The organism is Emticicia sp. 21SJ11W-3 (genome assembly GCF_024138715.1).
Lineage (GTDB): Bacteria > Bacteroidota > Bacteroidia > Cytophagales > Spirosomataceae > Emticicia > Emticicia fluvialis.
In genome coordinates, this window is the sequence record NZ_CP092074.1 from 3105549 (window position 1) to 3130832 (window position 25284).

The 25284-nt window shown below is 47.2% G+C and carries 19 protein-coding genes; 5 read left to right on the forward strand and 14 right to left on the reverse strand.

Annotation, left to right across the window (positions count from 1 at the left end):
* Positions 1–2: 2 nt before the first annotated feature.
* From MB380_RS13130 to MB380_RS13145, 4 genes are all read right to left on the reverse strand, one after another.
* Positions 3–5318 (reverse strand): phage tail protein, encoded by a 5316-nt coding sequence (locus MB380_RS13130; RefSeq protein WP_253523512.1) that lies wholly within the window; start codon positions 5316–5318, stop codon positions 3–5.
* The gene (locus MB380_RS13135) at positions 5303–5977 is read right to left on the reverse strand and encodes a hypothetical protein (protein ID WP_253523514.1); all 675 of its coding nucleotides are present in this window, start codon (positions 5975–5977) and stop codon (positions 5303–5305) included. Before MB380_RS13135 ends, MB380_RS13130 begins: the two co-directional genes overlap by 16 nt.
* 152 nt (positions 5978–6129) lie before the next feature.
* Positions 6130–6762, reverse strand: a complete 633-nt coding sequence (locus MB380_RS13140) for a DUF416 family protein (RefSeq protein WP_253523523.1) — start codon at positions 6760–6762, stop codon at positions 6130–6132.
* Positions 6763–6834: 72 nt separating this feature from the next.
* Positions 6835–7077 (reverse strand): hypothetical protein, encoded by a 243-nt coding sequence (locus MB380_RS13145; protein ID WP_253523525.1) that lies wholly within the window; start codon positions 7075–7077, stop codon positions 6835–6837.
* A 331-nt stretch (positions 7078–7408) separates the two neighbouring features.
* On the opposite strand from MB380_RS13145, the gene MB380_RS13150 reads away from it, so the two are divergent.
* From MB380_RS13150 to MB380_RS13160, 3 genes are all read left to right on the forward strand, one after another.
* Entirely contained in the window at positions 7409–7651 is a 243-nt protein-coding gene (locus MB380_RS13150; RefSeq protein ID WP_253523527.1) for a hypothetical protein, read from the forward strand.
* A gap of 673 nt (positions 7652–8324) precedes the next feature.
* The gene (locus MB380_RS13155) at positions 8325–8720 is read left to right on the forward strand and encodes a response regulator (protein WP_253523537.1); all 396 of its coding nucleotides are present in this window, start codon (positions 8325–8327) and stop codon (positions 8718–8720) included.
* Between the two features lie 154 nt (positions 8721–8874).
* Positions 8875–12666 (forward strand): PAS domain S-box protein, encoded by a 3792-nt coding sequence (locus MB380_RS13160; protein WP_253523539.1) that lies wholly within the window; start codon positions 8875–8877, stop codon positions 12664–12666.
* A 191-nt stretch (positions 12667–12857) separates the two neighbouring features.
* Here the strand turns inward: MB380_RS13160 and MB380_RS13165 are convergent, their stop codons facing one another.
* The 6 genes from MB380_RS13165 to MB380_RS13190 form a co-directional block, all read right to left on the reverse strand.
* Complete coding sequence (locus MB380_RS13165; protein WP_253523541.1) at positions 12858–14021, reverse strand: DUF1080 domain-containing protein; 1164 nt, start codon at positions 14019–14021, stop codon at positions 12858–12860.
* A gap of 256 nt (positions 14022–14277) precedes the next feature.
* Complete coding sequence (locus MB380_RS13170; RefSeq protein ID WP_253523543.1) at positions 14278–16326, reverse strand: cell envelope integrity protein TolA; 2049 nt, start codon at positions 16324–16326, stop codon at positions 14278–14280.
* Between the two features lie 331 nt (positions 16327–16657).
* Positions 16658–17113 carry a hypothetical protein gene (locus tag MB380_RS13175; RefSeq protein ID WP_253523552.1) on the reverse strand — a complete coding sequence of 152 codons (456 nt, stop codon included), beginning with the start codon at positions 17111–17113 and terminating at the stop codon, positions 16658–16660.
* Positions 17114–17120: 7 nt separating this feature from the next.
* On the reverse strand, positions 17121–17978 hold the full coding sequence (locus MB380_RS13180; RefSeq protein WP_253523560.1) for a hypothetical protein: 858 nt from the start codon (positions 17976–17978) through the stop codon (positions 17121–17123).
* 220 nt (positions 17979–18198) lie between these two features.
* Positions 18199–19194, reverse strand: a complete 996-nt coding sequence (locus MB380_RS13185) for a hypothetical protein (RefSeq protein ID WP_253523562.1) — start codon at positions 19192–19194, stop codon at positions 18199–18201.
* 148 nt (positions 19195–19342) lie between these two features.
* Positions 19343–20119, reverse strand: a complete 777-nt coding sequence (locus tag MB380_RS13190; RefSeq protein WP_253523564.1) for a LuxR C-terminal-related transcriptional regulator — start codon at positions 20117–20119, stop codon at positions 19343–19345.
* A 315-nt stretch (positions 20120–20434) separates the two neighbouring features.
* On the opposite strand from MB380_RS13190, the gene MB380_RS13195 reads away from it, so the two are divergent.
* Positions 20435–20590, forward strand: a complete 156-nt coding sequence (locus MB380_RS13195; RefSeq protein WP_253523569.1) for a hypothetical protein — start codon at positions 20435–20437, stop codon at positions 20588–20590.
* A gap of 35 nt (positions 20591–20625) precedes the next feature.
* On the opposite strand, the gene MB380_RS13200 is transcribed toward MB380_RS13195, so the two are convergent.
* Positions 20626–21105 (reverse strand): SRPBCC domain-containing protein, encoded by a 480-nt coding sequence (locus MB380_RS13200; protein WP_253523571.1) that lies wholly within the window; start codon positions 21103–21105, stop codon positions 20626–20628.
* Positions 21106–21383: 278 nt separating this feature from the next.
* Here MB380_RS13200 and MB380_RS13205 point away from each other — a divergent pair, with 278 nt between their 5' ends.
* A complete protein-coding gene (locus tag MB380_RS13205) occupies positions 21384–22172 on the forward strand; it encodes an arylamine N-acetyltransferase (RefSeq protein ID WP_253523579.1) in 789 nt (262 codons plus the stop codon).
* Between the two features lie 26 nt (positions 22173–22198).
* Here MB380_RS13205 and MB380_RS13210 read toward each other — a convergent pair whose 3' ends face one another.
* The 3 genes from MB380_RS13210 to MB380_RS13220 form a co-directional block, all read right to left on the reverse strand.
* Positions 22199–23173, reverse strand: a complete 975-nt coding sequence (locus MB380_RS13210) for a RimK family alpha-L-glutamate ligase (RefSeq protein WP_253523581.1) — start codon at positions 23171–23173, stop codon at positions 22199–22201.
* A 2-nt stretch (positions 23174–23175) separates the two neighbouring features.
* Positions 23176–23877, reverse strand: coding sequence for a hypothetical protein (locus MB380_RS13215; protein ID WP_253523583.1), 702 nt, complete (start codon positions 23875–23877; stop codon positions 23176–23178).
* A 101-nt stretch (positions 23878–23978) separates the two neighbouring features.
* Positions 23979–25040 (reverse strand): hypothetical protein, encoded by a 1062-nt coding sequence (locus tag MB380_RS13220; protein ID WP_253523585.1) that lies wholly within the window; start codon positions 25038–25040, stop codon positions 23979–23981.
* Positions 25041–25284 lie beyond the last annotated feature (244 nt).

The following is a 25284-nucleotide window of genomic DNA, read 5'->3' on the forward strand; positions in this document are numbered from 1 at the left end:
ACTTATGAAGGGGTTACCCAGCTTGCCTTGCCGGCGGCTGTGGCCATCAGCACTTTTCCTACGGCAAAGCCGGTCATGTCTAACTCAATGCCCTGAATGATGACTTTGCCTCCGGCCGATAATTCCATGTCGCCATGCTCGGTTACAATAGCTATCATAGCGTTGTTATAACCCGTCATGCACAAGGTTCCGTTGCCGTCGGTGTCCAGATAAACGCCGCCCAGTTGCGTGGCTGTGCCGCCCGACAGCCTGTTAAATTGTAAGCCAACGGGGTAGCCTCCTACCTCTTCTTTGTCCAGTTTCAGCTGATTCCTGAACGTACTTATCTCGGTAGTGGTGAATCCGGGCGATAATTTGTTATTGAACGTCGTCCAGTCAGATGCGCTCAGGGCACCTGCATTGGCGGCGCTGGCGTATTGAATCTGAATATTGTTGCCGCTTATTGACAAGGGGCCTGATGCCGTGTAGCTGTTGTCTTGCCACACCACCGAGCTGCCGCTTTTGGTTAGTACCTGCCCGTTACTGCCACCTGACGGCAGGCTGAATTTATTGTTGAAGGTTGTCCAGTCTTCGGCCGACAAAACACCTTTCTGACTACCCCCGGCTGTAGCCACTGATATTACCGAGCCTGTAACGGATATGGGCGATGTACCTGTGTACAAAGGCGCATCGGCCCACTGCACACCGCTGCCCAGTTTGTACAGTATCTGCCCGGTTGTACCCGTTTCGGGCATAGGCATTTTATTGTTGAAGGTATTCCAGTCGTCGGCACTCAATGCGCCCGGCGACGTACTACCCGCCATGCCTATTGAAATATGATTACCCGATACAAAAATGGGCGAATTACCCACATAACCGGTGCCGCCAGCGGGCGCATCTGCCCAAACGGGCAAGCCGCCACTCAGCATCAGCATTTGTCCGTCAGAACCGCTCATGACCGGACTGGCGAGCTTGCTATGAAAGCTATTCCAGTCTGAGGCGCTCAGATAACCCGGCTGTGAACCCGATGCCTGCTGAATGGATATACTGCCGCCACTAACTGATATGGGCGATGTACCCGTGTAACCACCCTCCGAACTCACCGACCCCCATACCACCGAGCCACCGCTTTTCATTAATACCTGCCCGCTGCTGCCACCTGTCGGCAGGCTGAACTTGCTGTTGAAGGTATTCCAGTCGCCAAAAGTCAGGTAGCCAGATTGCGCCGCCGTGGCCTGCTGAATAGAGATATAATTGCCCGAAACCGTTATAGGCAGGTTGCCTGTGTAAGCTGCTCCGGCGTTTTCCCATCTGGTGCTGCTGCCATATTTGGTAAGCACCTGCCCGCTCACACCTTCGTTATCTGGCATGGGCATTTTGTTGTTGAAGGTATTCCAGTCGTCGGCGCTCAAAGCACCTGTAACCGTGCTGCTGGCGGTGGAGATAGAAATAAATCCGGCACTGATAAATATAGGCGCATTACCTGCATAGGTGCCTCCACCGGCTACATCGCCCCAAACTACATTGCTGCCGTCTTTCATCAGCACCTGCCCGTTGCTGCCGCCTGCGGGTTTGTTTAGTTTGTTGTTAAAAGCCGCCCAGTCTGCTGCGCTCAGTGCGCCTGCCTGCGAGGCCGAAGCCATAGCAATAGAGATTTCAGCGCCACTTACATCAATAGGCCCGGCCCCGGTGTAAACCCCTCCTTCGCTTACGGTTGCCCAGGCTGTGCCGCTGCCTGTTCTGGTAAGTACCTGGCCTTCAGAGCCTCCGGCGGGCAGGGTAAATTTATTGTTAAAGCTAAGCCAGTCTGCTGCGCTTAATGCACCTGCCTGGCTTGCCCCGGCCGTAGCGATTGATATAACCGACCCACTGATACTAATGGGCCCTGCGCCTGAATAACTACCGCCTGAACCCACCGTACCCCATACGGCCGTGCTGCCGCTTTTCATCAGCACCTGCCCGTTGGTACCACCTGCCGGCAGGCTGAACTTACTGTTGAAGTTGTTCCAGTCGTAGGCTGATAAAGCCCCCGACGTGCCACTGCCTGCCATGGAGATGGATATCACGTTACCAGACACCGAAATGGGCAATGCGCCTGTATATAGCCCGCCTTCGGCGTCTTCGCCTTCCAGCACATATTTGTAGCGTGTGTTGGGGTAAACAGGGTCTATATAATACAGCCTGCCGTCTGCGGGGTTTATCCAGTTCTGGTAAGTGGTAACAGCGGGAGAATCTATCGACACCACGTTCATTTCCAGCACAATTCCCCCGTTTACCACATCTTTGCCAATAAAAACGCCTTCGTCACCGTCTATCTCCTCTATCAGCAGGCCTTTATACCGGGCTTCATATTCGCCTCTGTCAAACACATATTCTTTTACGTCGCCGCCAATGCCTATCCAGCCCGAATCGGTGCCGCCATACAAACCGCGCACATACAGTTTGCCGTCAAAGTGGTCGGCAAATGGCCTGCCAAAGGCCAGGTAGGTTGCCTGGTCGGGGTATTCTTTACCGATTCCGAGCTTCAATACATGCCATTGGGTAGCCTCGTAGGGCATATCTGTATCCGTGCCGTTCAGAAATGCAGCACCCCAGTTATCAATATCTTCCAGCAAGGCATACTGCTCATGCCCCTGCCATTGGCCCCAGTCGGCGCCAAAGCTCAACCAGCCGGAATCGGCCTCGCCATACCTGCCGCGCAGATACAGGCGGCCATCAAACTGACCATCAAAAGGGCGGCCAAAGGCCAGATATGTGGCCTGTTCGGGATACTCCTCGCCTATACCCAACTTAAACACGTGCCACTGGGCAGCTGCGCCGGGCATATCGTCAGCCATGCCGCTGGTAAAAGTTACACCCCAGTTGTCAATATCGGCCAAAGAGGCATACTGCGTATGTTCCTGAAACTGCCCCCATTCGCCTACGCGCACCCCGTTAATGCTATAATAGGTAGTTGTGTTAATATCACCGGCCACATCAAGGGTATATTCGGGAGCTTCTACACCAATACCCAGCCCGTCGGCATTCAGTATTACACTTCTGGTGTCGCCCAGATAAAAGCTGATGTCTTTTTCTTCATCAGTCGACCGCACGTCAACCCCCTCGCCTTTCAGCGACAGCCGGTTGCCGGCTGCCAGATTCGTGCGGCTGTTGTCGGGTTCTATATCAATCCTGAATTTATCCCACACATTTATGGCTTTGGCAATCAGCGGGCCGTCGGGCATCAGCAATGACTTTGTTTTCAGCACCAGCCCGTCAATATCGCTTTCGCCGGGCAGGTAATTTCTGAAAAAACTTCCACCGCCAAAATCAAGCAGGCCATTGACTCTGATCTCAGACGCATTGCCGCCCAGCTCAATGCGGGCATTATTTTTGCCCAGCACCAGCACTTCATCTTCTGTTATGAGGGCATTCAGGGCAGTGGGTACATTAATGAGGTCTTGCCAGTCGTTAATGGTAATGTTTTTGTCAGGTACTTTTACGGTTCTGTTAGCCTTTAGGTACGAAACATCAAGATGCGCCGACAATTGGTTCTGATTAAAAAAGAAAATTGAACCATGATTTTTTAGCAGAGTGGTATAGTTACCCAGATCAATTGTATCAGAGTATTGTCCCAGACTTACAGTCGGTGAATAATTTAATGTATCGACTATCTTTGGAGTTGGGTCCCTTTGAATCTTGTCATTTTTAGGTCGACTCGGAAAGTTCTTACCCGCGTCTTTCTCTAACTCCTTTGTAGTTCTTCCATTAATTATAATTCGCTTGATAATGCTGGTATTCTGCACGTCCTGAATCACCAGCTGATACTTGTACGGGCGCAGGAGGTCGCGGGTATATTCTCCGATTTTGATGCGATTATTGACCGACAGCACCTCATCTTCAATATTCACGGTGTCGCCCACTTCAAAAATATTGGGCGTTGGGCTCAGGCTTTTCAGATAAACCTCGTCCAGCTCCAGCGAGTACTTCAACGTAGGGTAAGAGTACATATCCAGGTATTCTCTTACTTTGTCGGCCAGTTTGTTTTCAGCAACCAAAATGTAAGACTCCGGCATGGTAATGTCAACCAGAATATACTTATCGCCCGATTTTATCCTGAACGCCGGTGTGCCGCTCTCGTCCGCTGCTGCGGTAGCACTTACCCGCCAGGTTGTGCTGCCACCACCACCACCAGACCCGTCACCGGGGTCGTTGCCCTCACCGTCGCCCGGGCTGCCACCGGGGCCGCCATCGGGGTTTTCAGGTTCAGGCAACGGTGTCGGAAACTCCATTCCGCGTTCGTCGGTATATTTGCTTATCGTAAACAGCTTACTGTTATACTTGATTACATCAAACTGATACCCGGCCAGATCGCCGGTCTGAAAAATCACTTTAGGCTTCACACTACCGGTTACATACAACCAGTTACCTTTGTCGTCTTTGGCGTTCAGGTCAAAATCCATCGTATCATCGCTGAACATATACACGTTGGTTTCATTAATACCTGTAACCGAGCCGGTGCGATGCGGATAAATCTCTTCAAAAATTACGCTGCCTTCAAACTTCCCGAAAGCCGCAATTGAATTGGCCTCCATTGCGGGTTCGTCTTCCTCATCGCCCAGGCGCAGGCGCGGCGAATACCCCTTATAATTGCTGGGGATATTCTTAGAGCTGCCATACGCCCACAAGGTATTTATCATGTTTTTAGCATCTACGTTTTCGCGGGTCAGCTTATAAAGGCCTTTGCCCTGCCCGTATTTAAAATTGTAGTTGAGCGCCGTGCCCAGGGTGCGCACGTGCAGTACGGTATGGGTGTCTGTTTCTGCAAACACAAACTGCTGCTTGTACTCGTCGCACAGCCTTTGCAGCACCGTCAGGCAGTTTTCGCCGGCAAAAGACAGATTCCGGGTTTCGGTATCTGCCGGAAAATCGCCCAGGGCCCATTTGCCTGCGTCAAAAACCCGGTTCAGGTTCTTGATAATCACGTTCAGAAAAGCCTCCAGATTACCCATCAGAAAAAAATCGGCGGCGCTGTTCACCATGGCTTCGTCGGTGTTCCGGTACATCACCCGCATCAGGTCATACTGGGGGCCTTCAAAGTTGATATCGTACTGATATTTCCGGTTGGCGTTTCTGGCCACCGTTGGCAACTGATTGATGCGGTATTTCGACATCCCCGCTGGTTTAATGTAATCGCCGATGCCGAAATTACGTACCGTGGCGCTTTCTACCGTCATGGTAATGATGTCTTCCCCCAGCAGTACTTTCTTGTGTTCGGCCTTTTTTATCACACTCACCGAGCCGTGGTCGTTGATGGGCTCTGATGTTCCGTTGGGGTGATATATCAGTATTTGTTCCATACTTCTTCGGCATTGGTTATAATGGGCTTAATTTCTTCAATCACACCGCATAGCAGTATAAAATGCGGGCCGGGGTCTCCTGCATAATCATGCGTTACATTTACCTCGTTGCCAAAAACATTCAGTGTTTTTTTGTCGTCTCCCCAATAGATGTCAATGGGGTTTTGGGTAGTAATTGTCATACTAACGGTAATACCTGTACGTACATACAATCGCTTTACCGGCGACGGCTCAACGAGTTTCAGCGTAAAAGTGCCAAACATTTCGTGCTGGTACCAGCGCTTGTCTATATTCACGCCGTCGGCAATATAAACCATGTAAATCAGCGGCTTGTCGGTAATGCGGATGTCTAACCTGCGCAAACCGGGCTTCTGAAAGGCATTGAGAAAAGTGTTGATTTTTCTGAAAAAATCAAGTTTGCCGGATGCTTTCACAAAGCACTCCAGTTCAATTATGCGATTGGTGTATCGGGGGGCAGCTAAATCAACAACAGTTCCGTGCGAGTCGGGCCAATCAACTATCTGTGGTTCTTTCAGGGGCGGCATATCCTGCATACCTTTAGAGGCAGTTACATACACGCCGTAGTCTGAGAGAAACTCCAGCCCGTCAATTGTATAAGTTATTCCTGTGGATTCAGTGCCCGGCTCATGTATTGGCATGTCCGGTTGTGTGTTATAATTATCTATTACAAATATAACATTTATACTTATAATATAAGCATAATTACCGAAAAAATATTTTGCACAAAAGTAAGCCCTGCCAGCGGCCTGAAACGCTGCTCAGCAGCTACATAAGCCAGGTAAAAAAAGCCTTACATACCCAACAATCCCCAGTCAATAATCGGCCCGTCTGCCTTGTTGATTTCGCGCATAAAAGCAATAAACGGCAGGGTAATTTCGGCCTCCTTCAGGTGGGTCAGTAATATGGTCTGGCGTTCAATTTCCCTGCGGGTAAAACCAACGGCGCTTTCTTGTTCATCATCCGCATTTTTCTGTATCAAAAAGCTGGTAAACCTGGTAACCGTTTGCAGTGCGCGGTAAGAAGACCCTGCCACATAGCCTATATCTTCGCTCAGCAGATACTCAATGGCATCGGCAAAGGCGGTGGCGGTGTCTACCGCAAACGGCGTTAGGGCTGTTTTAAAATGAGCAGGCTCGGGTATGGCTTCCACTATCCGGTTATAGGTATTTTCCAGCTCGTTTTCACCAAGCGGCATATCCTGCAGATACTGGTAAAGAATAACCATAGCCTCTTCAAACACCTCCAGGTCTCCGCGGTTGGTTCGCCTGTAAAACTCAATGTAGTTGGGCAATAGTTTTTCACAATTAAGAGCCATGTATAAAACCTGTTGCTTAAAAGAAAGCGCGGCTATTCTGTCTTCAACAACACTTAAGAAGTAGTCCATGGGCAGGTAATATGTGCGGCCGTTTTGTTTAGGCCGCACATAGCAGTTAGGTTAAAGTATTTTTGTCAATCGGGGCGGCATACGCCTGCCTCTACCCGGGTAATACATAACTCAGGGCATATTTACAAGCACCTTTATGCGTTTTGCTCTGGTGCAGAAATAGCTGCTGTAATTGATGTTTTCTTCGTTCAGGTATCTGAAAAAATGTTGAAGCAGACGCGTATTAAACTTACGGATAAACGTAATGGCAACCTCTTCCCTGCCGGCATTAACAGTAATGTCTTCATATAGCAGGTCGTATTTCTCAAGCACCACCACCAGTTCGGCCCTGAGGTTATCAATCGTTTTATTCATAGGTTAAATCTGGCGTCAATCCGGCTTATTACTCCGGTAGCCAACGTTTTTCGGCAACAAAAATACGGCATTCAATTGCATAATGCCAAAAAGCTGAAAATAATTCCGTAAAAATAAATTCAACGGTACCATCCGGCAAGCCCATTCTGAGCCAGCGGTTACAAATCCCCAATAAAAAAAAGTTAGTTTCTATTTTTTCCCATAATAAACTATTAATTTTGTTTAAGTTTACGGCACATTTAAAGCCACATAATTAAACAGTTGTCTGTATACGCAAGTATGTCAGTTGGCAAGATAAGCTTAAAACCGGGTTTAATCCCTTTTGTACCGTATGAAAAACTTTGAAGAATTCAGGAAAAAAGTTTTGAAAGCCATTGAGAGCAGCGACATCGTTCCTGCCAGAATCATTGAGCAGGAAACCACCATAACTATTTCTATTGAAAACCCAGGCCACAACGCCGAGCGCCTGAAAAAACTGAGCGCCTACCTTGAGGCTGAAAAAATAAGGTTCAGGTCGTCGGTATTATTACCGGCACAAAACAACACCGTGCAAATTTCGGTGTATCATACCTGAAAATCATAAATGGGGTTGCCACGTATCGGCGGGGTTGTAGTATGTACCCGCCTGATAAGATTAACCCCTAAAATTTGATAACTAATTGGTATAGCTCTAATTTTAAACGCTTATTTGTGTTTCTGTTCAAAGAAAACAAGTAATAAAGCCTTTTTTACAAAACTTTTGCCAGCGTAAAAAGCATAAAAGACTAAAAATTAAGACCATAATAAAAGACGAAAACTAAACAAATTTACCGGCATCAGTCGGAGGCCTATGATGCAAATAATACAAACGGCTGCCTTGGCCGGTTTTTGCGATTGATACAAAAGATGCTTCATTATCAAAGAAATCAATAATTCAACACCCGTTTGTTTTATTGAATAGCCAATAGACTGATACAATTATTCATTAAGCCATAAAACTTTTTATGAAATGCTGTGCCCATACGCGGGCGTAGCCATACATTAGCTGATATTCAGGCGGGAATAGCCTGAAATACGTCAGCTTGTAAACTTTTATACGTGGTTTGTAAAAAAAAGGCACAATCTTTGCTTTTGTTTATACTTTTGCAGCCTTTCTTTGACAGAGACCATGCAACAAAAGCTATTGATTGAAAATTTATAAGGGTAAAAGCCTGCCTCAGGCTGGCGCCCAGGTTGTTAGTAAATTTGCCAAACCTAATAATTAAAGAATGAAGATCAAAAGGCTGCTATGTGTAGATGATGATAAAATAACATTGACACTGATAAAGCTGGTAGTAGAGAAGACGTTTTTTGCACAGGAAATATCCACCCGCATGAACGGCAAAGAGGCGTTAGAGTTCTATCATGATTTGCTGCACCATAACACAGCAGATCAGGCACCCGAGCTGATTTTTCTGGACCTGAATATGCCCATTATGAATGGCTGGGATTTTCTGGACGAGTTTTCGAACCGCTATTACCACATTTTTCCGAATACAAGGGTTGTTATTCTGTCTTCATCAACCGATCAGGCAGAAAGAGACAGAGCACGTAAATACCCCATGATAATTGATTACGTAACCAAGCCACTAACTATGGCTTCATTATCTAATCTTAACCTCTGACCAGCCTTGCTGCCGGTTAGTTTATCCACCTCTTTAACCAGACCATTAGCTGTGCTAAAATCATCAAGACGGTACCAACTGTACCAATCTGTGACCTTTTTGCGGATACGATGAAGCATGCGGGTGCAATTCGTAGATTCAACAACTGATTTACATGAACAACAAAACTTCTACATCTGAAAGCAGCTTTCCGGGGAAAAACAACCCCTCTTCCGGAGAAATCCCGGTTAATACCATAGATAATCTGGATTATAGAAATCTGCTTGAAAATTATATCGATGAAAACTACCTCATTGTTGACAGACAGCTGAAAATAGTTAAATATAACAAGGGTTTCAAAGATTTGTGTTTTGATTTTATGGGTCTTGAAGTCAAAACCGGCGAAAATATCCTGAACTACGTATTAGAAGGCCGCACCGAAACCATCAGAAAATATTACAACCGCGTATTTAATGGCGAACAATTAGATGTAGAATTGAACCTGCCCTCGTTCAAAAACAAATTTATCAGCTTTAATACCCGTTACAAACCTATCTATAATGACCAGCATCAGATAATTGGTGCATACGTTACCTCTCTCAACCTCAGCCGTTTAAAAAAAGCCGAACTAGACAAACACCAGAACGAAGTAATCTATCAGCACATGATAGACAACTCGCCCGATGCCTTCTTTCTCTGTACCCTCGAAGGTAAAATTATGGATGCTAATCCGGCTGCTTCAGACATCTTCGGCTATACCTATGACGAACTTAAAAGTATGCACCGCAACGACCTGCTACTTGAGTTTGAAGAACATGCCTCTCAATTTAAAGACGCCGACATGCACGGTGGCAAACTGAAAGGCGTAACAATTGGTATAAGAAAAAACGGCGAGGAGTTTCCGCTTGAGTTCTCTTCTGTGGTTTATACAGACCTGTTCGGCCTCACCAAAACCAGTACTTTTGTAAGCGATATTTCGGCCCGTAAAAATGCCGAAAAACTATTGGAACAAAGTGAACGCCGTTTCAGAGCCCTGGTTGAAAACGCCGGAGAGATTGTGATGCTTACCACCGAAAACGGCAAGGTAATTTACGCAAGCCCAGCTTTAGAACGGGTAACCGGCTACACCCCCGATGACATCAATAATGACCCCGGGCTGGCAGCTGCCACCATTTACCCGGATGACGTACCCCAGGTAACAGATACCTTTAGATTTATTATACAAAACCCTGGTATTGCTAAACCGGTTCAGTATAGGCTTCTACATAAAAATGGGCATTATATTTGGCTGAAAGGCATGATGGCCAATATGCTGCACGATGCCAACGTGGGTGCCATTGTTGCCAATTACAGAGACATCAGCATCAGGAAACAAACAGAAGAAAAACTGGCACGAACCGAAGGCAGGTTTAAAGCGCTGGTTGAAACCGGCGAAGACATCATCATACTGGTGCAACCAGACGGCCTGATTACCTACGTAAGCCCGGCCTTTGAGAAACACACCGGTTTTGTGTCAGAAGAAGTAATAGGTCATTTCAATCAGGAGTTTATGCACCCTGAGCAGGCCGCCGAAAGCCCCGGCCTGATTGCCGGGCTGATAGCCAAACCGGGCAGCACCGCAAGCCGTACCAACCGCCTGAAATGTAAAGACGGCAGCTATATTTGGGTTGAAGGCTACGTTACCAACCTGCTGCACGACCAGAACGTGCAGGCGCTGGTAGCCAATTTTCAGGATATTACCACACGCCTGGAAGCCGAAGAACGCCTGAGCAATTCGGAAAGAGACCTGAAAACCATCTTTGAAAACACAACAGAGGCCTTTTTGCTGATGGATACCCAACGCATAGTAAAGGCCTTTAACCATAACGCCATCAGGGTGGCACAATTAAACGGCGACAAAGAATTAGTAATTGGGGTAGACCTGCTTGACCTGGCCATAAATACCCGCTGCGATCTGGCCAAAGCCGCCATTAGCCGCTCTCTGGAAGGCGAAACCATTAAATATGATCGATGCTTTGAACGCCCCAACGGCGATAACCTCTGGTTTGAATACTCGCTGAGCCCCGTTTATGCAAACGGTGTAATTGTAGGCAGTTGCATGACCGCCCGCGAAATTACCGACCGCAAAAAAGCTGAGGAAGAAATATCTAAACGCGAAGCGCTGTTCAGGTCGGTTTTTGAAAACAGCCATGACCTGCTGCTGCTCTTTGACGCCGAAGGCAAAATTGAATTTATGAGCCCGTCTTTTCAGAAAGCCTTTGGGTTTCTGAAAAAACATGACAACATTGAACTTATACGAGAATACCTGCACCCGGACGACCGCCAGACAGCCCAGGATACCCTGGACAAAGCCCTTGCCAACCCCGAGCAACCCATTGATGTAATCCTGCGCAAACAAGCGGCAGTCGGCGGCTATAGTATTATTGAAGGCACTTTTACCAATATGCTGCATAAACCCGAGGTAAATGTAGTAGTGGCCAATTTTAAAGACATTACCGAGCAGTACCGGTTTAAAGAACAACAGGCGCTTTTTGTGTCAATCGTTAATTCGTCAGAAGACTCTATCCTCAGTATGGACCTCAACAAAACCATACTGACCTGGAACCCCAGCGCCGAAAAAATGTTTGGTTTTACCGCCGAAGAGGCCATCGGGCAGGTTACCACCATTATTATACCAGACGACCGCCTGCATGAAGAAACCGAAATTCTCGACCGCATCAGAAACGGTTTCCCGGTAAAACACTACGAAACCCTCAGAAAAAATAAATCCGGCGAGCTGCTCGAAATTTCACTTACCGTTTCGCCCATTAAAGACATCAACGGCAATATTACCGGCGCCTCAAAAATAGCCCGCGACATCTCAGACAGAAAGAAGTCTGAAATTCTGATACGGAACAGCGAAAAACGGTTCAGAAGCCTGCTGCAAAACAGTAGCGACGGATTGAGCCTGCTTTCAGCCGATGGCATTATGTTAGAAATCAGCCCGGCCGGCAAGCGCATCACCGAGTTTGAAGAACACGAAATACTGGGCATCAACCTGGCCACCCTGATACACCCCGAAGATATCGAGGTGGTGTCGCAGGCTTTTTTGGGTATTCTTGAAGACCCCTCGCTTACCAAAAGGGCTGAATACCGCAGCCTCACCAAAAGAGGTGCTTTCAGATGGCTGGAGGCCAGCTTCCAGAATCTGCTCAACGAACCGGCCGTGGGTGCCGTTGTGGTTAACTACCGCGACATAACCGACCGCAAGAATCAGGAAATAGAGCGAGAGCAGCTCATTAAAACCCTGAACCAGAACAACAATGACCTCCGGAATTTCTCTTACATTACCTCGCATAACCTGAAAGCGCCCTTGTCTAATCTGATGGGTTTCCTTGACCTGCTTACAGATATACCCATCGAAGACCCCACCCTCAGCACTATTCTGGATGGTTTCAAGACCTCAACCATACAGCTGAACAATACCGTCAACGACCTGGTGAAAATACTGGTAATCCGCGACACCTCAGATATTGAGCAGAAGGAAATCAGCTTTGAGCGTATTTTCAGGCAGGTGGCCAGCCAACTGGCCCCACAGGTGGAAGAGGCCAACGCCCAAATAGAACTGAAGTTTCAAAATGCTCCGACGGTTATATTTAACGAGACTTACCTGGAGAGCATCTTCATGAACCTGCTCACCAATGCCATCAAGTACAGGTCTTATGACCGCACCCTGAAAATTGAGGTAGCCACCTGCAAAACCGACGACGGCATTGTGCTAACCTTTGCCGACAACGGCATTGGCTTTGACGTAGAACGGCACAAAGCCAAAATATTTGGTTTGTACCAGCGTTTTCATGACCGCCCCAATAGCAAAGGCCTGGGGCTGTACCTGATCAAGTCGCAGATGGAAAGCCTGCAGGGTACCATCAGCGTAGAAAGCGCCGAAGGCATTGGCACCACCTTCACACTCCGGTTTCATGCCTGATAAAATTCTGTGTGGCGCCAACTTCCAGTTCGCCGCATTATACAAAGAAAATGGTTTAATACCCCATCGTTAGATGAGGAATTAAACCATTTTTGGTGTGTGGTATATTAAGCCTTGCCACTAAGTACACGATGGCCACACTATGTTTCACAATTTTCGTTAAAGGTTCACCATCATCACACCATGCCTGATTACTTACTGAACTCCACTCCTTCCATGTTTTCCAGCCGGGCTATAATTCCCCAGCCGTAAAAATCGTTGGCCACCGCTATCAGCAGTTCGTTTTCTCCGGCTTTCAGGTTCAGGCTCGCACGTGCATTTTGTACCGATATCCTGCCTGCCGGGTATTTCCGCATTGATGGCTGCAAAAACAGGTTTTTATCTACATAAGCCAGCGACCCGTTCAGAAACACCCACACCTCATCGCTGAAACCCAGTTGCAGCATATTCTTTTGCGCCTCTGCCGTTTTAATGATAGCTTTCAACCATACCACCCTTCGGTTCTCACTATTGCCGTACTTCCGCGTAATATTAACCAAACCCTGTCTTTCGGCCAGAATCGCCTCTTTAAAAACCTCCGGCCCGGGTATATCCATATTCGTAACCTCTTGTTTGGCTGGCAGTTCAAGCGGGGTGGTCATAGCCCAGTTTCTGATGTACTGCGCGTCGTGGTCGGTCAGGTCGTGGCCTTCCATTGGTGGCAGGTTCTCGGTTATATCGGGCTTTACCTGCATGTTCCATACCGTCATGCCGCCATCAAGCGCGAGCATACCGGTGGTTGCATTGCCTTCCAGTTTGGGTATATAAAGCGTCGGGCGGTTCATGTCATTCACATACACCTTCATCTGCTTACCAGAAACCACCATTTTCAGGTGATTGGCCTTGCCTGCCTCAAACATGGCCGGTGCCTGATAATCAGGGTACATATCCCACATATTTACGCCCTTCAGTATGGGGCAATACTGCACGCCATCGTTGGCCGTGGGTGTTTTCGGCCTTGCCCTGATGTACAGAATCTCTACATCGTTGCTCTGCGCATCGCCATGAAAATAAACCGTCGGCGACGACCCCAGCGACATAGGTGCTTCGGGTTCGAAATCAAATTCAATGGTGCCGTTTGTAAAAACCGCCTCTTTCAGCAACACCGCCCCCTGGTTACCCTGCACGATGCGCATGGCCGGGGTACCGTTCTTTTCAATAAACGTTACTTTCCCTTCTTTAAACTGCCATTTATCGGCACTCATGCGGATGTGATAGTCTGGCACCGCAGGAGCCGCAGGCTGACTAACATTTTTTTTCTTTTGGGCAACTGCCATTGTACACAGGCCCAACAGCAACAAAACTAGTTTTTTCATAATTGATTTGTTCGGGTTTTAATTTCCACAAATAAAGAAAAACCCATTGTTTTGGCCTTGTTCAAGTACGTATCAAGTTGGTTCAAGTTCTGATTGCGGCCGGTATGCCGGTGCGACGCATCCTGTCTGATAGCGTTGTAAGCCACAATGTACACTAGCTGTTCACAATGTTTCACAATAACGGCACCACACCCCCAAAGCCAATAAATTGCGAGATTCTCGCAAAATCTCGCAATTTTTACTTATCTGTCTGCGCTTAATATAACCGGCCCTGCCTGATTAACTTTACACTGAAATAGCTGGTTTTTTCTGGTGTTACCGTACCCGGAAAATTCACCTGCCCGCCAATGAAATAATCCGGCGAGTAACTGATGTCAATAATAAAAGCGCTATAAATATTCATAAACAGGTTGAAACTCATTACCGGTTTTTTGTCTGCTGCAAAGAACGACGGCCGCTCAAAATACACCGCAGGCCTGATGATGGTCTCGGCATCGTCAAGCAATGAGTAAAAGGCTATGCCCCCGCCATATTTCAGCACATCGTACTTCAGGGTGCCTTTGCGAACATCGTCGGTGGCAGTAGTACCCCCGTTGGCGGCGTCGGCATCATACGTAAACGAGCCGTCTTTGTGCAGCCAGCCACCTTCGGCAAACAGCTTCCATTTGCTATCATGTTTCAGGCCCATCATTAGCGAACTCGTGCCGCCGTAGTCGCTGTAAGCGCCACTCTTCCCGGGCGACAAAGCCGGAAAAGCCAGATTAAACAGCGGATTAATATGCCATGATACGCCCTTGTTGTTAAACAGCGTGGCCTTCAGCCCTACATGAAAAGTAGGCATGGCAAACTTCTGTATATAAGTTTTGTTCATTACATACGCGCTGGTATTGTTGGTGTACATGGGCAGGTCTTCAATGCCCAGCCCCAGTTGCACTTTGGCCGCAAAAAACCGCTCAATATAGCGGTCTTTCATCGTAGCCATCAGGCCTGCCGTTCCGGCTGCCATACCTGCAAACTGCGCGTTTTCTTCTTTATCTACTTTCTGCTGCTTTTCTACCCGCACTTTGCGTTCGGCAGTTTTTTTGGCTTCAAAAGCCTGTGTATAGCGTTCGTTGGCTATGCGGGCCTGGTCGGGGTCTTGTGCCAGGCTTTTGGCCTGGTTATAATAAGTCATGGCGCTTTCATAGTTACCGCTTTTCAGGGCATTATCACCATTCTGAATAGCCGCACTGTAACGGGCATACCGTGCTTCTTTTTCTTTTCTGATGCGCTCCTGCTCGGCCTCATAGCGTTTTTTTTCTTCCTCCTGCTGCTTCCGTAATGCCTCCTGCTGTTGTAGCTGCCGCTTTTCTTCTGCTTCAGTTTCACGCATCTTGGCATTAATGTAGTTATTATGGGCATCGGCGGCTTTCATCTGCTCCTGCTGCTGTTTGGTTATAGCCGGGCTACTTTGGCTTGTGGCAGCCTGTTGGGTGTTTGCATTGGCATCACAAACCGACCGCCCGTTATTAATATACACCGCATTTTTTACCTGTATCGATTTAATCTTGTCGGCATCCATCTTATGGTTAAACTCTACCGTACCACCTGCCGCTATGTCGTGCGTGTTACCAAAATGCACTTTCCCGTTTTTATCAAGCAGGTTAAAGTCAAACCGAACAGGGCTGTTATAAGACGACCTCACCTGAAAATACAAATGCACCTGATAGTTCAGTGCATAGCCCTGGTCTTTCAGGGTGCGGTACTCCAGCCCGGTGGCACAACTGCTGAACCCCTTCCATTCCGACCACTGCGGCGATACCCTTGTGGTAGTAGTTGTGGAAGGAGCTTCAGGGGCATCATCATCGACAAAGTCAAACCCTTGAAATACTACTTGCGCCAGCTCAGGTTTCTGGCCGCGCTTCACCGTAATTATGTATCCGTTAGACGTACTTTCATCATTTGCCGGTACATCATAAGTCCTGGCCGCCGTTAAAGATTTAGCTGCTCCACCGTTACTCCACACAACACCAATCCAAGCATTTTTTGGGCTTCTGATGAGACTAAAACCATTTTTGGTTTCATTGCATGAGTGATCATAAAAACTGACATCTGTAATGCGGAAACGTATATGCCTGTTATTTGTGTTTACAGCTTTAAAAATGATCTGATAGCTGTCTAAATCCGAACAAGGAGTATTTGATCCACTAATAAGTGCGCATGTCCACGTTACAGTAACTCCTTTATTACTATAAACAGTACCCTGAGCCAATAGCTCAAAACAAAAGCCTAGCACGAAAAGGAATAAAAAGCCACTTTTTTTCATGTTTTTTGAAAAGGGATATAAGGTAAAGGTTCAGTTTATAATCGTTCATTGTCAATTTTCAGCAGATGTAACGGTAGGTGGCAAAAGTGGTTGCTCAGGTAGATTTCGCCGGGCTTTCTGCACAGCATAGCCGGGAACCTCATTTTAGAAACAGGCAAAAACAAAATAAAGCCTGTGTTGGGTGTGGAAAGAGCCTGTAAAAGGGGGTCATAGCAATGGGCCTGCCAATGGTTCAACCATATAAAACGGCCATAGGTAACCGTTTTATATGGTTGCATAACAAGTGGTTGGCCCGTTTATTGTTTCTGAAAACAGCGCTTCACGAAAGGTGTTATTTCAGAATAGTGTACGTACCGCTGCCAGATATAGTAGCAGCCGATGAAGCGGTTGCAAACTCGGTTACGTTAACCAGTAAAATAAATGAGTTGTCTCCGGTTTTGGTCAGCGTACCGTTAATGCTGGCAATCTGGTTTCCGTTTTCTTTCAGCACCAGCACATAGGTATTGCAACCCGGGTTAGTGGCCCATCCGTTGGCTATGTTAAATGTACCGGTTGCGGCAGTAGGCATATTGTAAATAACAATATTGGCTGTTGACATAATGGCCACATCATAACCACCCTTACAGGTTTTTGAGGCTATGCCCTGGCACGCGCCCGAATACTTGATGTTGTTAAAAACAAATTCGCCTTTGGTTTCGGGTTCCACCTCTTTTTTGGTGGTGCATCCGGCAAAAGCCAGGCACACAACCATTACTGTAAGAACCGACCTGAGTAAAGATGGTATCATAGCTATTTTATTTGTTGATACTGATTGATAAACCAGCTATAATGGCGGGGTCGCCTTTGCTGACTTGTATTTCGGCAAAACCACCCAAACGCTTGGCAAAGTTGTATTTACCACCGGCGCGTGCAAGCACCCCTAAATTACCACCCGAAACCTCAAACTCTTTGTAGTTAGACGTAGTTGAAGCATAAGCGTAATATAACGCCACGCCTACATAGGCCGCCGCCTTCCGTTTATCAATTTTCAGGGCCTCGTTCAGGTAATACGCTCCACCCAGAATACCCGTAAAAGCAGAAGTTTTCAATTCAATACCCGACTCCTTGATGCTGTTATAACCAATAGCCACCCCATAAGACAAGGCTATATTATTGGCCATAAACCAGTCGTTCAAAGCCTGAATGGTAGGAATAGTTGCCTTGCCGATTGAGTTCAGCGCAACACCTGTGTAAGATACCCTGTCGGCATAGTTGGTAGGGCTTTTGGGTTGGGTCTTGTCTCGTGGAGTGTACTCAAACGGTGAGCCCTCTGCCGGGGTGCCGCCTGTTAAATCAATTTCCTGCACATCTGCCGGGGCTTCTTTCCTTGTTTGGGTGGTTGCCCTGGCTTTGGTAGGTGTAGTAGCGGCTTCAGCAGTAATAAACTCTCTTTTGCCGTTCTGGTAGGTTATCATAAACACATCTTTTTTAGCAATATTGTAAATGGGGCCGGTCAGGTTGTCCCAGTCATTATATTTAATAAAATCAACGGTTATTTCAACCACTTTGGCTTTAATTTCAGACTTGTCGTTTTTAATGATAATGTCTTGTGCAAATAATAGCGAGGGCAAAAAGGCAAGCGCAAAAGCAAGTGTTAGTAGATTTCTTTTCATAAGGGATACGTTATCTGTTTTAAAGGGATTGGTTTTATGTTATAAAAAGTTTGTGGGCATTAGGTAAGGTGGCATGGCACAGGTGTGCAGCAAGCCACTTCGGGCAATATAATTATACTGGCAAACTTAATTATTTACTAACTGGCAATAAATACCTAGCATTAGGTATTTTATTGCCAGTTTTAAAGCCTTGGCAGCTGAGAAACAGGCCGCAGGCCGCTTATTTAACAAAGCTGAACGACAACCCGCCTAATACGTCGGGGTCGCCGTTGGTTATGTGGGCTTCGGCAAACAAACCCAGCCGCCGGGTAATATTGATTTTTACGCCACCCCGGCCAAAAACACTCATGCTTGATGCCGACGTGGGGCGGTCTGAGAGGTCAGACGTGGTGTAGTCGTAACTATATTTTACAGCCGCGCCTACGTAAACAGCCGCCCGCTTTTTGTTAATTCTAAACGCTTTGTTCAGGTAATAAGCCGCCCCAAGAATACCCTGAAAACCCCAGGTTTTAATCTGATAGCCCATGTCGTCAGCCGTATTGTAGTTAGCCCCTGCACCATAGGTAATGGCAATAGACGGCGACAAAAACCAGTCGTTGATAATCATTACCGTCGGGAAGGTCATCTGGTTGATGGCATTGGCTGATACCCCCAGATACAGGCTGTTGTCGGCAAATTTGGTAAACCCTCTTTGTTTGGTTACTTCAACAGGTGCAAAGGCATACTTTGAGGCCTCAGGGTTTGATGCCCCCGCCCGGCTGGTGTCTGGCTCGGCCATCACGTCATGCGGGGCGTTGTCGGCTTCCTGTACTTTGTCTGCAGTCTCTGCATCGGCCGATTTGATAATCATCACCTCGGTTTTTCCGCGCAGCCAGGGGCTTTCTGCCGCTTCGGTTTTTTCCTGCATTTCGGTTTTTTCGGGCCATCGGGCGGGGGTTTCGTCTTTTATGCTGCCCTTGGCCTTTACTTCATTTCTGGCATTAATAAACTCTCTTTTACCGTTCTGATACACAATCATAAAAACCTTGCTGCGGGCCAGGTTATAAATAGGGCCTGAGAGGTTGTCCCAGTCGCGATACTTCACGTAATCGTCGGTTATCTCAATCACTTTTGCTTTGGTTTCGGTTTTGTTTTTCTTAATGATGAGGTCCTGGGCGGTTAGCAGCAACGGCGCGCCTGCCATTGCTAACAGCAAAATAATAGTACTTTTCTTCATGGGGAACTTCGGAGTAGTTTTTCCTGATTGCGGGCGTCAGCAAACACCCGGCTTTTGATTTAATTAACTCAATGCAACAGTTTAAATTCAGCAAACATAAATAATTGCCCGAAGGCAAAAAACACCTGTACACAGGTATTCTGAAACGCTATATCCAACCCTGGTTAATTACCTTGGTAACCAGTTCAACAGGTGTTTTTACTCGGGCTTTGTTCAGTATATTCTTGCGGTGGGTGTTTACGGTATGTAAACTCAAAAACAACACCCCGGCTATTTCTTTACTGCTTTTACCCTCCACTATCATTTTCAGAATCTCCTGTTCGCGCTCTGAAAACGGATTATTGCCCCCCGGTATCAGGGCATCGCTCTGGATATTATAATAAGACGGCTCTCCGTCCATCCCAATGAGCGAAAAACACGGCACACCCTCGTTTTTGATATGCGTAATGTCCGACTGCACATCCAATGTCCGGTAGAAATTACTCGTGTCATAATCTATCTGTATGGCCTGATGCAGCACCCGTACGTAGCGGTTATCTTTGGCACGCAGCCTGATGTCATACTGCACTTTATAATTCTTGATTTTGTCGTAAGGCAGTGTCAGAAAAAACTCGGTTATACGCTTTTCAAACTTCAGGAAATACGGCATATCGTCCGGGTGAATGATACTCATATAAAACTCCAGGCTCATTTCGTCGGGCGTATAGCCCAGCACATCAATAATGCCCTCGCTCCACAATTCTACCTCAACCTTAAAAATATTGAACACAAAATAGTGGTAATTGCCCGGCTGAAAGATATTCAGCAATTGCTTATGAAAGGCCACCTGTACCCTTAAATCGTTGAAATCAGTTGAATCCTGGTCTACAACGGTGCTCCATATTTTTCTGGCCTCCAGATAGTAATTCTCGCGAGGTTTCTCCATTATTATTAAGAATGAAAAATTTTAATCTTCTAATGCCCCGCATACAGCAAACATCAAACAAGATATTATGCCGGGCATACAAAGTTTTTTCTGAAAGATCATCACATCTGAGCACACCAAAAGGGGCCATTTCAAATGCAAATCTCAGGTTGGCTATCATTAAATACTGTTGTTTGAAACAGCAGATGAGAGAATGGCAATTTCTTCTCTCAGTAGGTCAGACTCAAAGTTTTGATTTAATCTAAAGCAGTTATCCTTTACTTTTTGTAATTAGCCGTAATTATAAGCAGAAATAGCCACATTGAAAAGCAGCCGATGCGTTTTTTCTTCAAACTCATCATTTTTGGTGATAAAACCTGCAAAAAACAGCCCGGCAGACCCGCCCGGCAGCATTGGGCGGCAAGAGGTATAGCAAAAAACCAGAAACCCCGCGCAGGTGCATGGCAGCGGTTTCTGGTAGGTAGAAAATGAAACATAACCGGCAGGATGTGTAACACCCGGCAGGCTCAGGGTCTGGCAGTTTTTTCTTTAATGGCGCTCTCAAGCACATTCGGGTTGCCTTTGCCGGTGTTGATGTAAGGCACAAGGCTATGCAGCAGGTATTGCCGCCAGCCGCCGTAGCAATCGGTGTAGCACTCGCTTTGCGGTGTTAGCCCCTCATGCGTAAAGCTGATAACGGTATGGTCGCCCTCAGCCGAAAGGCTAAACACCACCTTTGTGCCTGTCCATTCATTTTTTTGTTCCAGAAAACTCAGGTGGCTGTCGGTAATCAGCCATACTATTTTTTGGCCCGGCAGCAGCTCTGCCAGTTTTTGTTTTGAATAATGCACGTCTGCAAACCGAACCTCGAACTCATCACCCAACTGAGACGAGCTTCCGCTGAAATCGTCAGACCACCACTGGCGCACCTCATTGATAGCCTGAAAGGTTTCCTGCGGTGGCTTGTTTACCACCAGCCTGAACGCCATGTTATTGTTTTCCATCATAGCCAATTTTGTTAGTATGCTACAAAGTTAATACCCTTTTAAGCCAAAACAGGGGTGCAAAACAGACATAAATAAGGGCTGAACAAGACAAATCTCGTCTGTTTCCCGGCGCATTACCTTAGCCTGCCGGCTTATACCCGGCAGGTCTTCATATCATTTTAATACAGCATCTGCCGCTGTATTTCCGTTATGGTCATATAATGGCACGCTTATTTTTGCTTTGCTTTTACAAAAAACAGGCAGATACCCCGTGCCGCTATGGCTGAAAAATCGCACACATGAACGTAAAATCTTATCTGAAACGCATCAACTTCCAGGCGGCCCCTGCGGCCAGCCTATCCGTGCTCAGGCAACTACACCGGGCGCACGTGTTTCATGTTCCTTTCGAGAACCTCGACGTGCAACTGGGCGTACCCATCCGCCTGCACCTTCCTGCTATCTACAACAAAGTAGTAACAGGCCTCCGCGGCGGCTACTGCTACGAGCTGAACGCCCTCTTTAACGAGTTGCTGCAAAAACTGGGCTTTGATACACAGCTTATATCGGCGCGCATCGTGAATAACAAGCAGCCCGGCCCGCCATTTGACCACATGGCCCTTGTAGCCAATCTGGGTACCCGGTGGCTGCTGGACGTAGGCTATGGCGATTTGTTTCTGGAACCGCTGGAGTTAAAACCAGACGTGGTGCAGACCGACGGCACCAGTTACTTTATGATTCGCCGGGCTGAGGAGGCAGACTTCAGCCTCTGGATGTCGGCCACGGGTGTTAGTTATGAAGAAAAATTCAGGTTCAGCCTGCAAGCGGCACGGCTGGAAGAATTTGAAGCGCAGAACTTCTGGAAACAGACCTCGCCCGACTCTCATTTTGTAAAAAACCTGATTTGCACCCTGCCCCTGCCCAAAGGCCGCAAAACGCTCTTCAACCATCGGTTTTTGCAGCGTGCCGGAAACGAACGCAAAATGGAAGCATTTGACAACACCGCAGACCTGCTTCAATGCCTGAAAACCGAGTTTGGTATTGAAACTTGTGGCGCGAACTTGCAGTTCGCAGCTTTGCAGGCGTTGTAAAACCTCTCTGCCATTGACCCGCGGGTTTAAGACATGGTTCTTCTTTCTGGCGGAATAAAGGTTTTGGTGGCGGCTGGTTCGCGGCGGAAAGGTGCGAGCTGGTCGGGAGTCTGGCTCAGGAAATCAAACAAAGCCATTGAAATGGCGTAATTCATCTTGGTATCAAAAAAATTGTAGCCGGGGGTGTTGTTAATTTCAAGCATCACCCATTCGCCGGTGGGTGTTACCTTAAAATCAATGCCTGCAAAGAGCAGTTCTTCTTCGCGGCAGTAATCAATACATTTTTTCAGTAAGTCTGGTGGAATGTCTACCCTTTGGTATTGATTGCCCGACGTACTGTAACGGTAGTCTACATTGGGCGACTCTATCTTAAGCCCCAGCGGCTGGCTGCCCAGCAGATGCAGGCGTACATCATACCCCCTGATGTGCCGCTGAAACAGCGACGGCACGTGGTTAAGCTGATACAATTCTGCATAGAGTTTTTCGTCCAGTTCTACAGCTCTGGTTCTGATAGATGACGTACCCTTCGAAATCCAGTCGCCGTTGGGTTGCATTACCTGCTTTGCCCGGGTGCCAGACCCGAAAATGTACGTTTCGGGCGTTGCGAAACCGTAGGCCTGTAGCTTGGTTACGTGGTGCAGCTTGGTGTAGTTTGAATTACCCGCGCAAGGCCGGTTAACCACCACCTTGTCGCAGAATTCAAGATAATTATGCATCAGAAAAATAAAATTAACCATCCTCAGCACATGAGCTTTGTCGGCAGGCGTCTGATACAAACACCGCGCATAAATAGCGTGGTAGTTGGCAAAATCAAATTGGCGGTCGTCTATTTTCACCAGCAGGTCATCGGCGTCATAAGACACCTGCACATCTGCGGCGGTTTCAACGTCTGACAGGTTCAGAAAATGATACTTATCAGCATCTGCCTGTTTTTGTTCGGCCAGCACTTTTACAAAATGCTCAATGGCTTTTTCGTTATGATACCCTATTATTAAAAACATAATCAGATTATTTCCTTTAATGCCCCGGCCAATATTCCGGAACTGACGTGCGCAAAACTTTCACTGATATTCAATACACACAGGTTGCTGTCTGTTACCACGCAGCTTACGGTCAGTATGTCCAGCCCGCGTTGCCACATGGCTTTCCGGGTTTTTAAAATAAGCTCTTCGGCATGGCTGATAACCGGGCTGAAAACATCATTGTCAGGATAAACCCTATACCCCGTACGTGTAAGCAGCAGGTGAATCTGATACAGCGTTTTATCTGGCAGGGCCTGCGGCAGATTAAAAAGCGACGGGTGCAACTGCCAGCCCAGGCTTCTGAACAGAAACACCAGAAAATACCTGTTAGTAATGCTCAGGCTCATGTTCAGCACCCCGGCATTAATCAGTTTATCGGGGTAGTTTTGCAGGGCAGATATCACCGAGGCATCCATCTCGCAATACTCAAACGTATGGGTTTTGTTGCTGGCTACGGCATTGCCGATTTCGGGTACCGAGGGTGTGTTGATAAAAAAAATCCTGTCGAACCGGCTGATGTTCCAGTTAAAAAAACGGATGTCTGTGGTACCCAGGCTGTTGAGTTCTACCAGGCTGATATGCTCATGCCGGTGCACATCACAATAGTTAAGCCCCAGTTGCTCAAAGGCCTGCTTCACCTCTATGCCATCGGTGGCATTGCGCCGTATTAACAATACATTCATCTTTATTACCTCGGTTTTAGGTGTCAATAGCCCTTGTGTTGGTATGGGTTGACGTTTAAATAACCGGCCGGTACCCAAGCTGAGTACCGACCGGAAATACATTAAATTTTAAAAATACCGTCTATGGCATTTTTTGTGGCATCGGCCGCATCTTTAGCCGCGTTATCTGCCGAGTTCTTGGCCGAATCAGTGGCGTCTTTGGCTGCATCAGCCGCATCTTTGGCAGCTTTTTCTGCTTCGTCAGCCGCATCTTTGGCGCCATCGGCAGCATCTTTGGCCGCATCTTCTGTGGCTTTTATTCCTTCGTCGGCGGCATCTTTACCCGTATCGGTTGTTGCCTTAAGGGCATCGTCTGCCGCATCTTTGGTGGCGTCGGCGGCATCTTTGGCTGCCTGTACGGCATCGTTATAAATATCAACGGTGGTGTCTGCCACATCTTTGGCTGCCTCTTCGGTGGCAATAATGGCGTCTGTCATCCAGTTGGTTGGGGGCTGGTCTGCCGTGGTACCCATAAAATTATAATCAATGGGCTGTGTGCTGCCATTCCATTTCTGCCCTATAAATATTAAATAGGGGTCTGCCACGCTGAAACTGATAATGGCGTTCTGGTCATTACCGCCGGTCTCAAACCACGAAACCTGAGAGGTTTGGGTAGTGGTGCCGTCTGAAAGCGTGCTGGTAAGTACCAGATACACATAATTGTTGATGTTTTTCGACTTATAGGTAATCGTTGGGCTGCTCACGGTAAGGGTGTCGTCTTGCTGATCCAGGCTTGTACCTACATAAGTATTGTATTTGGCGTTCCAGGCCGACACATCATTGCTTTGTGTGGCATACATACCCGTAAAATTATTGGCCGACGGCAGCGCGGCAGTACCTGCAGCATATTTGCCGGTGGCTATCAGGCTGGCGGGCTGAAAATAAAACTTAAGCGCAGCAGACGATGCGTTGCCATCAGCAGCCTGCCAGCTGGCATCAATTACCACTATTTCATCAGCTGATGTTTCGGTTAAAAACACCGGATTTTTGATGGTTTCGCCGTTCACCACAATGCTGAAACTAACAAAGTCAACCATCAGGTAAGGGCCGCTGTAGTAGACTTTGGTTTCTAAATTTTGTAAATAAGTAATAAAATTGGCTTTGATTGAGGTATTAATTGCCATGGCTTTAAATGTTTAATTGTTTATAATAATTGAATTGAATGTTGCGCTACCAAATAAAAATTACCACCAAAAGCATAGGGCTTAACGGGTAAATGAGCAGAAATACGCAAGCAGTTGACATAAGCAAAAGCGCTTTCCTGTGTATTAGCCCGGCAATGCGGCGGCCTTTAGCTGCCCTTATTACCATGGCTCAATAAAAAACGGGTTTAAAGAGGTTTCAGGCCGATGCGCTTAACGAGCATCG

Bases quoted from the DNA above. Each gene is read 5' to 3' on its own strand.
- MB380_RS13165 (WP_253523541.1), bottom strand. From the start codon at position 14,021: ATGAAAAAACTAGTTTTGTTGCTGTTGGGCCTGTGTACAATGGCAGTT.
- MB380_RS13195 (WP_253523569.1), top strand. From the start codon at position 20,435: ATGCGTTTTTTCTTCAAACTCATCATTTTTGGTGATAAAACCTGCAAA.
- MB380_RS13220 (WP_253523585.1), bottom strand. From the start codon at position 25,040: ATGGCAATTAATACCTCAATCAAAGCCAATTTTATTACTTATTTACAA.
- MB380_RS13210 (WP_253523581.1), bottom strand. From the start codon at position 23,173: ATGTTTTTAATAATAGGGTATCATAACGAAAAAGCCATTGAGCATTTT.
- MB380_RS13150 (WP_253523527.1), top strand. From the start codon at position 7,409: ATGAAAAACTTTGAAGAATTCAGGAAAAAAGTTTTGAAAGCCATTGAG.
- MB380_RS13135 (WP_253523514.1), bottom strand. From the start codon at position 5,977: ATGCCAATACATGAGCCGGGCACTGAATCCACAGGAATAACTTATACA.
- MB380_RS13130 (WP_253523512.1), bottom strand. From the start codon at position 5,318: ATGGAACAAATACTGATATATCACCCCAACGGAACATCAGAGCCCATC.
- MB380_RS13200 (WP_253523571.1), bottom strand. From the start codon at position 21,105: ATGATGGAAAACAATAACATGGCGTTCAGGCTGGTGGTAAACAAGCCA.
- MB380_RS13160 (WP_253523539.1), top strand. From the start codon at position 8,875: ATGAACAACAAAACTTCTACATCTGAAAGCAGCTTTCCGGGGAAAAAC.
- MB380_RS13145 (WP_253523525.1), bottom strand. From the start codon at position 7,077: ATGAATAAAACGATTGATAACCTCAGGGCCGAACTGGTGGTGGTGCTT.
- MB380_RS13215 (WP_253523583.1), bottom strand. From the start codon at position 23,877: ATGAATGTATTGTTAATACGGCGCAATGCCACCGATGGCATAGAGGTG.
- MB380_RS13155 (WP_253523537.1), top strand. From the start codon at position 8,325: ATGAAGATCAAAAGGCTGCTATGTGTAGATGATGATAAAATAACATTG.
- MB380_RS13185 (WP_253523562.1), bottom strand. From the start codon at position 19,194: ATGAAGAAAAGTACTATTATTTTGCTGTTAGCAATGGCAGGCGCGCCG.
- MB380_RS13180 (WP_253523560.1), bottom strand. From the start codon at position 17,978: ATGAAAAGAAATCTACTAACACTTGCTTTTGCGCTTGCCTTTTTGCCC.
- MB380_RS13190 (WP_253523564.1), bottom strand. From the start codon at position 20,119: ATGGAGAAACCTCGCGAGAATTACTATCTGGAGGCCAGAAAAATATGG.
- MB380_RS13170 (WP_253523543.1), bottom strand. From the start codon at position 16,326: ATGAAAAAAAGTGGCTTTTTATTCCTTTTCGTGCTAGGCTTTTGTTTT.
- MB380_RS13205 (WP_253523579.1), top strand. From the start codon at position 21,384: ATGAACGTAAAATCTTATCTGAAACGCATCAACTTCCAGGCGGCCCCT.
- MB380_RS13175 (WP_253523552.1), bottom strand. From the start codon at position 17,113: ATGATACCATCTTTACTCAGGTCGGTTCTTACAGTAATGGTTGTGTGC.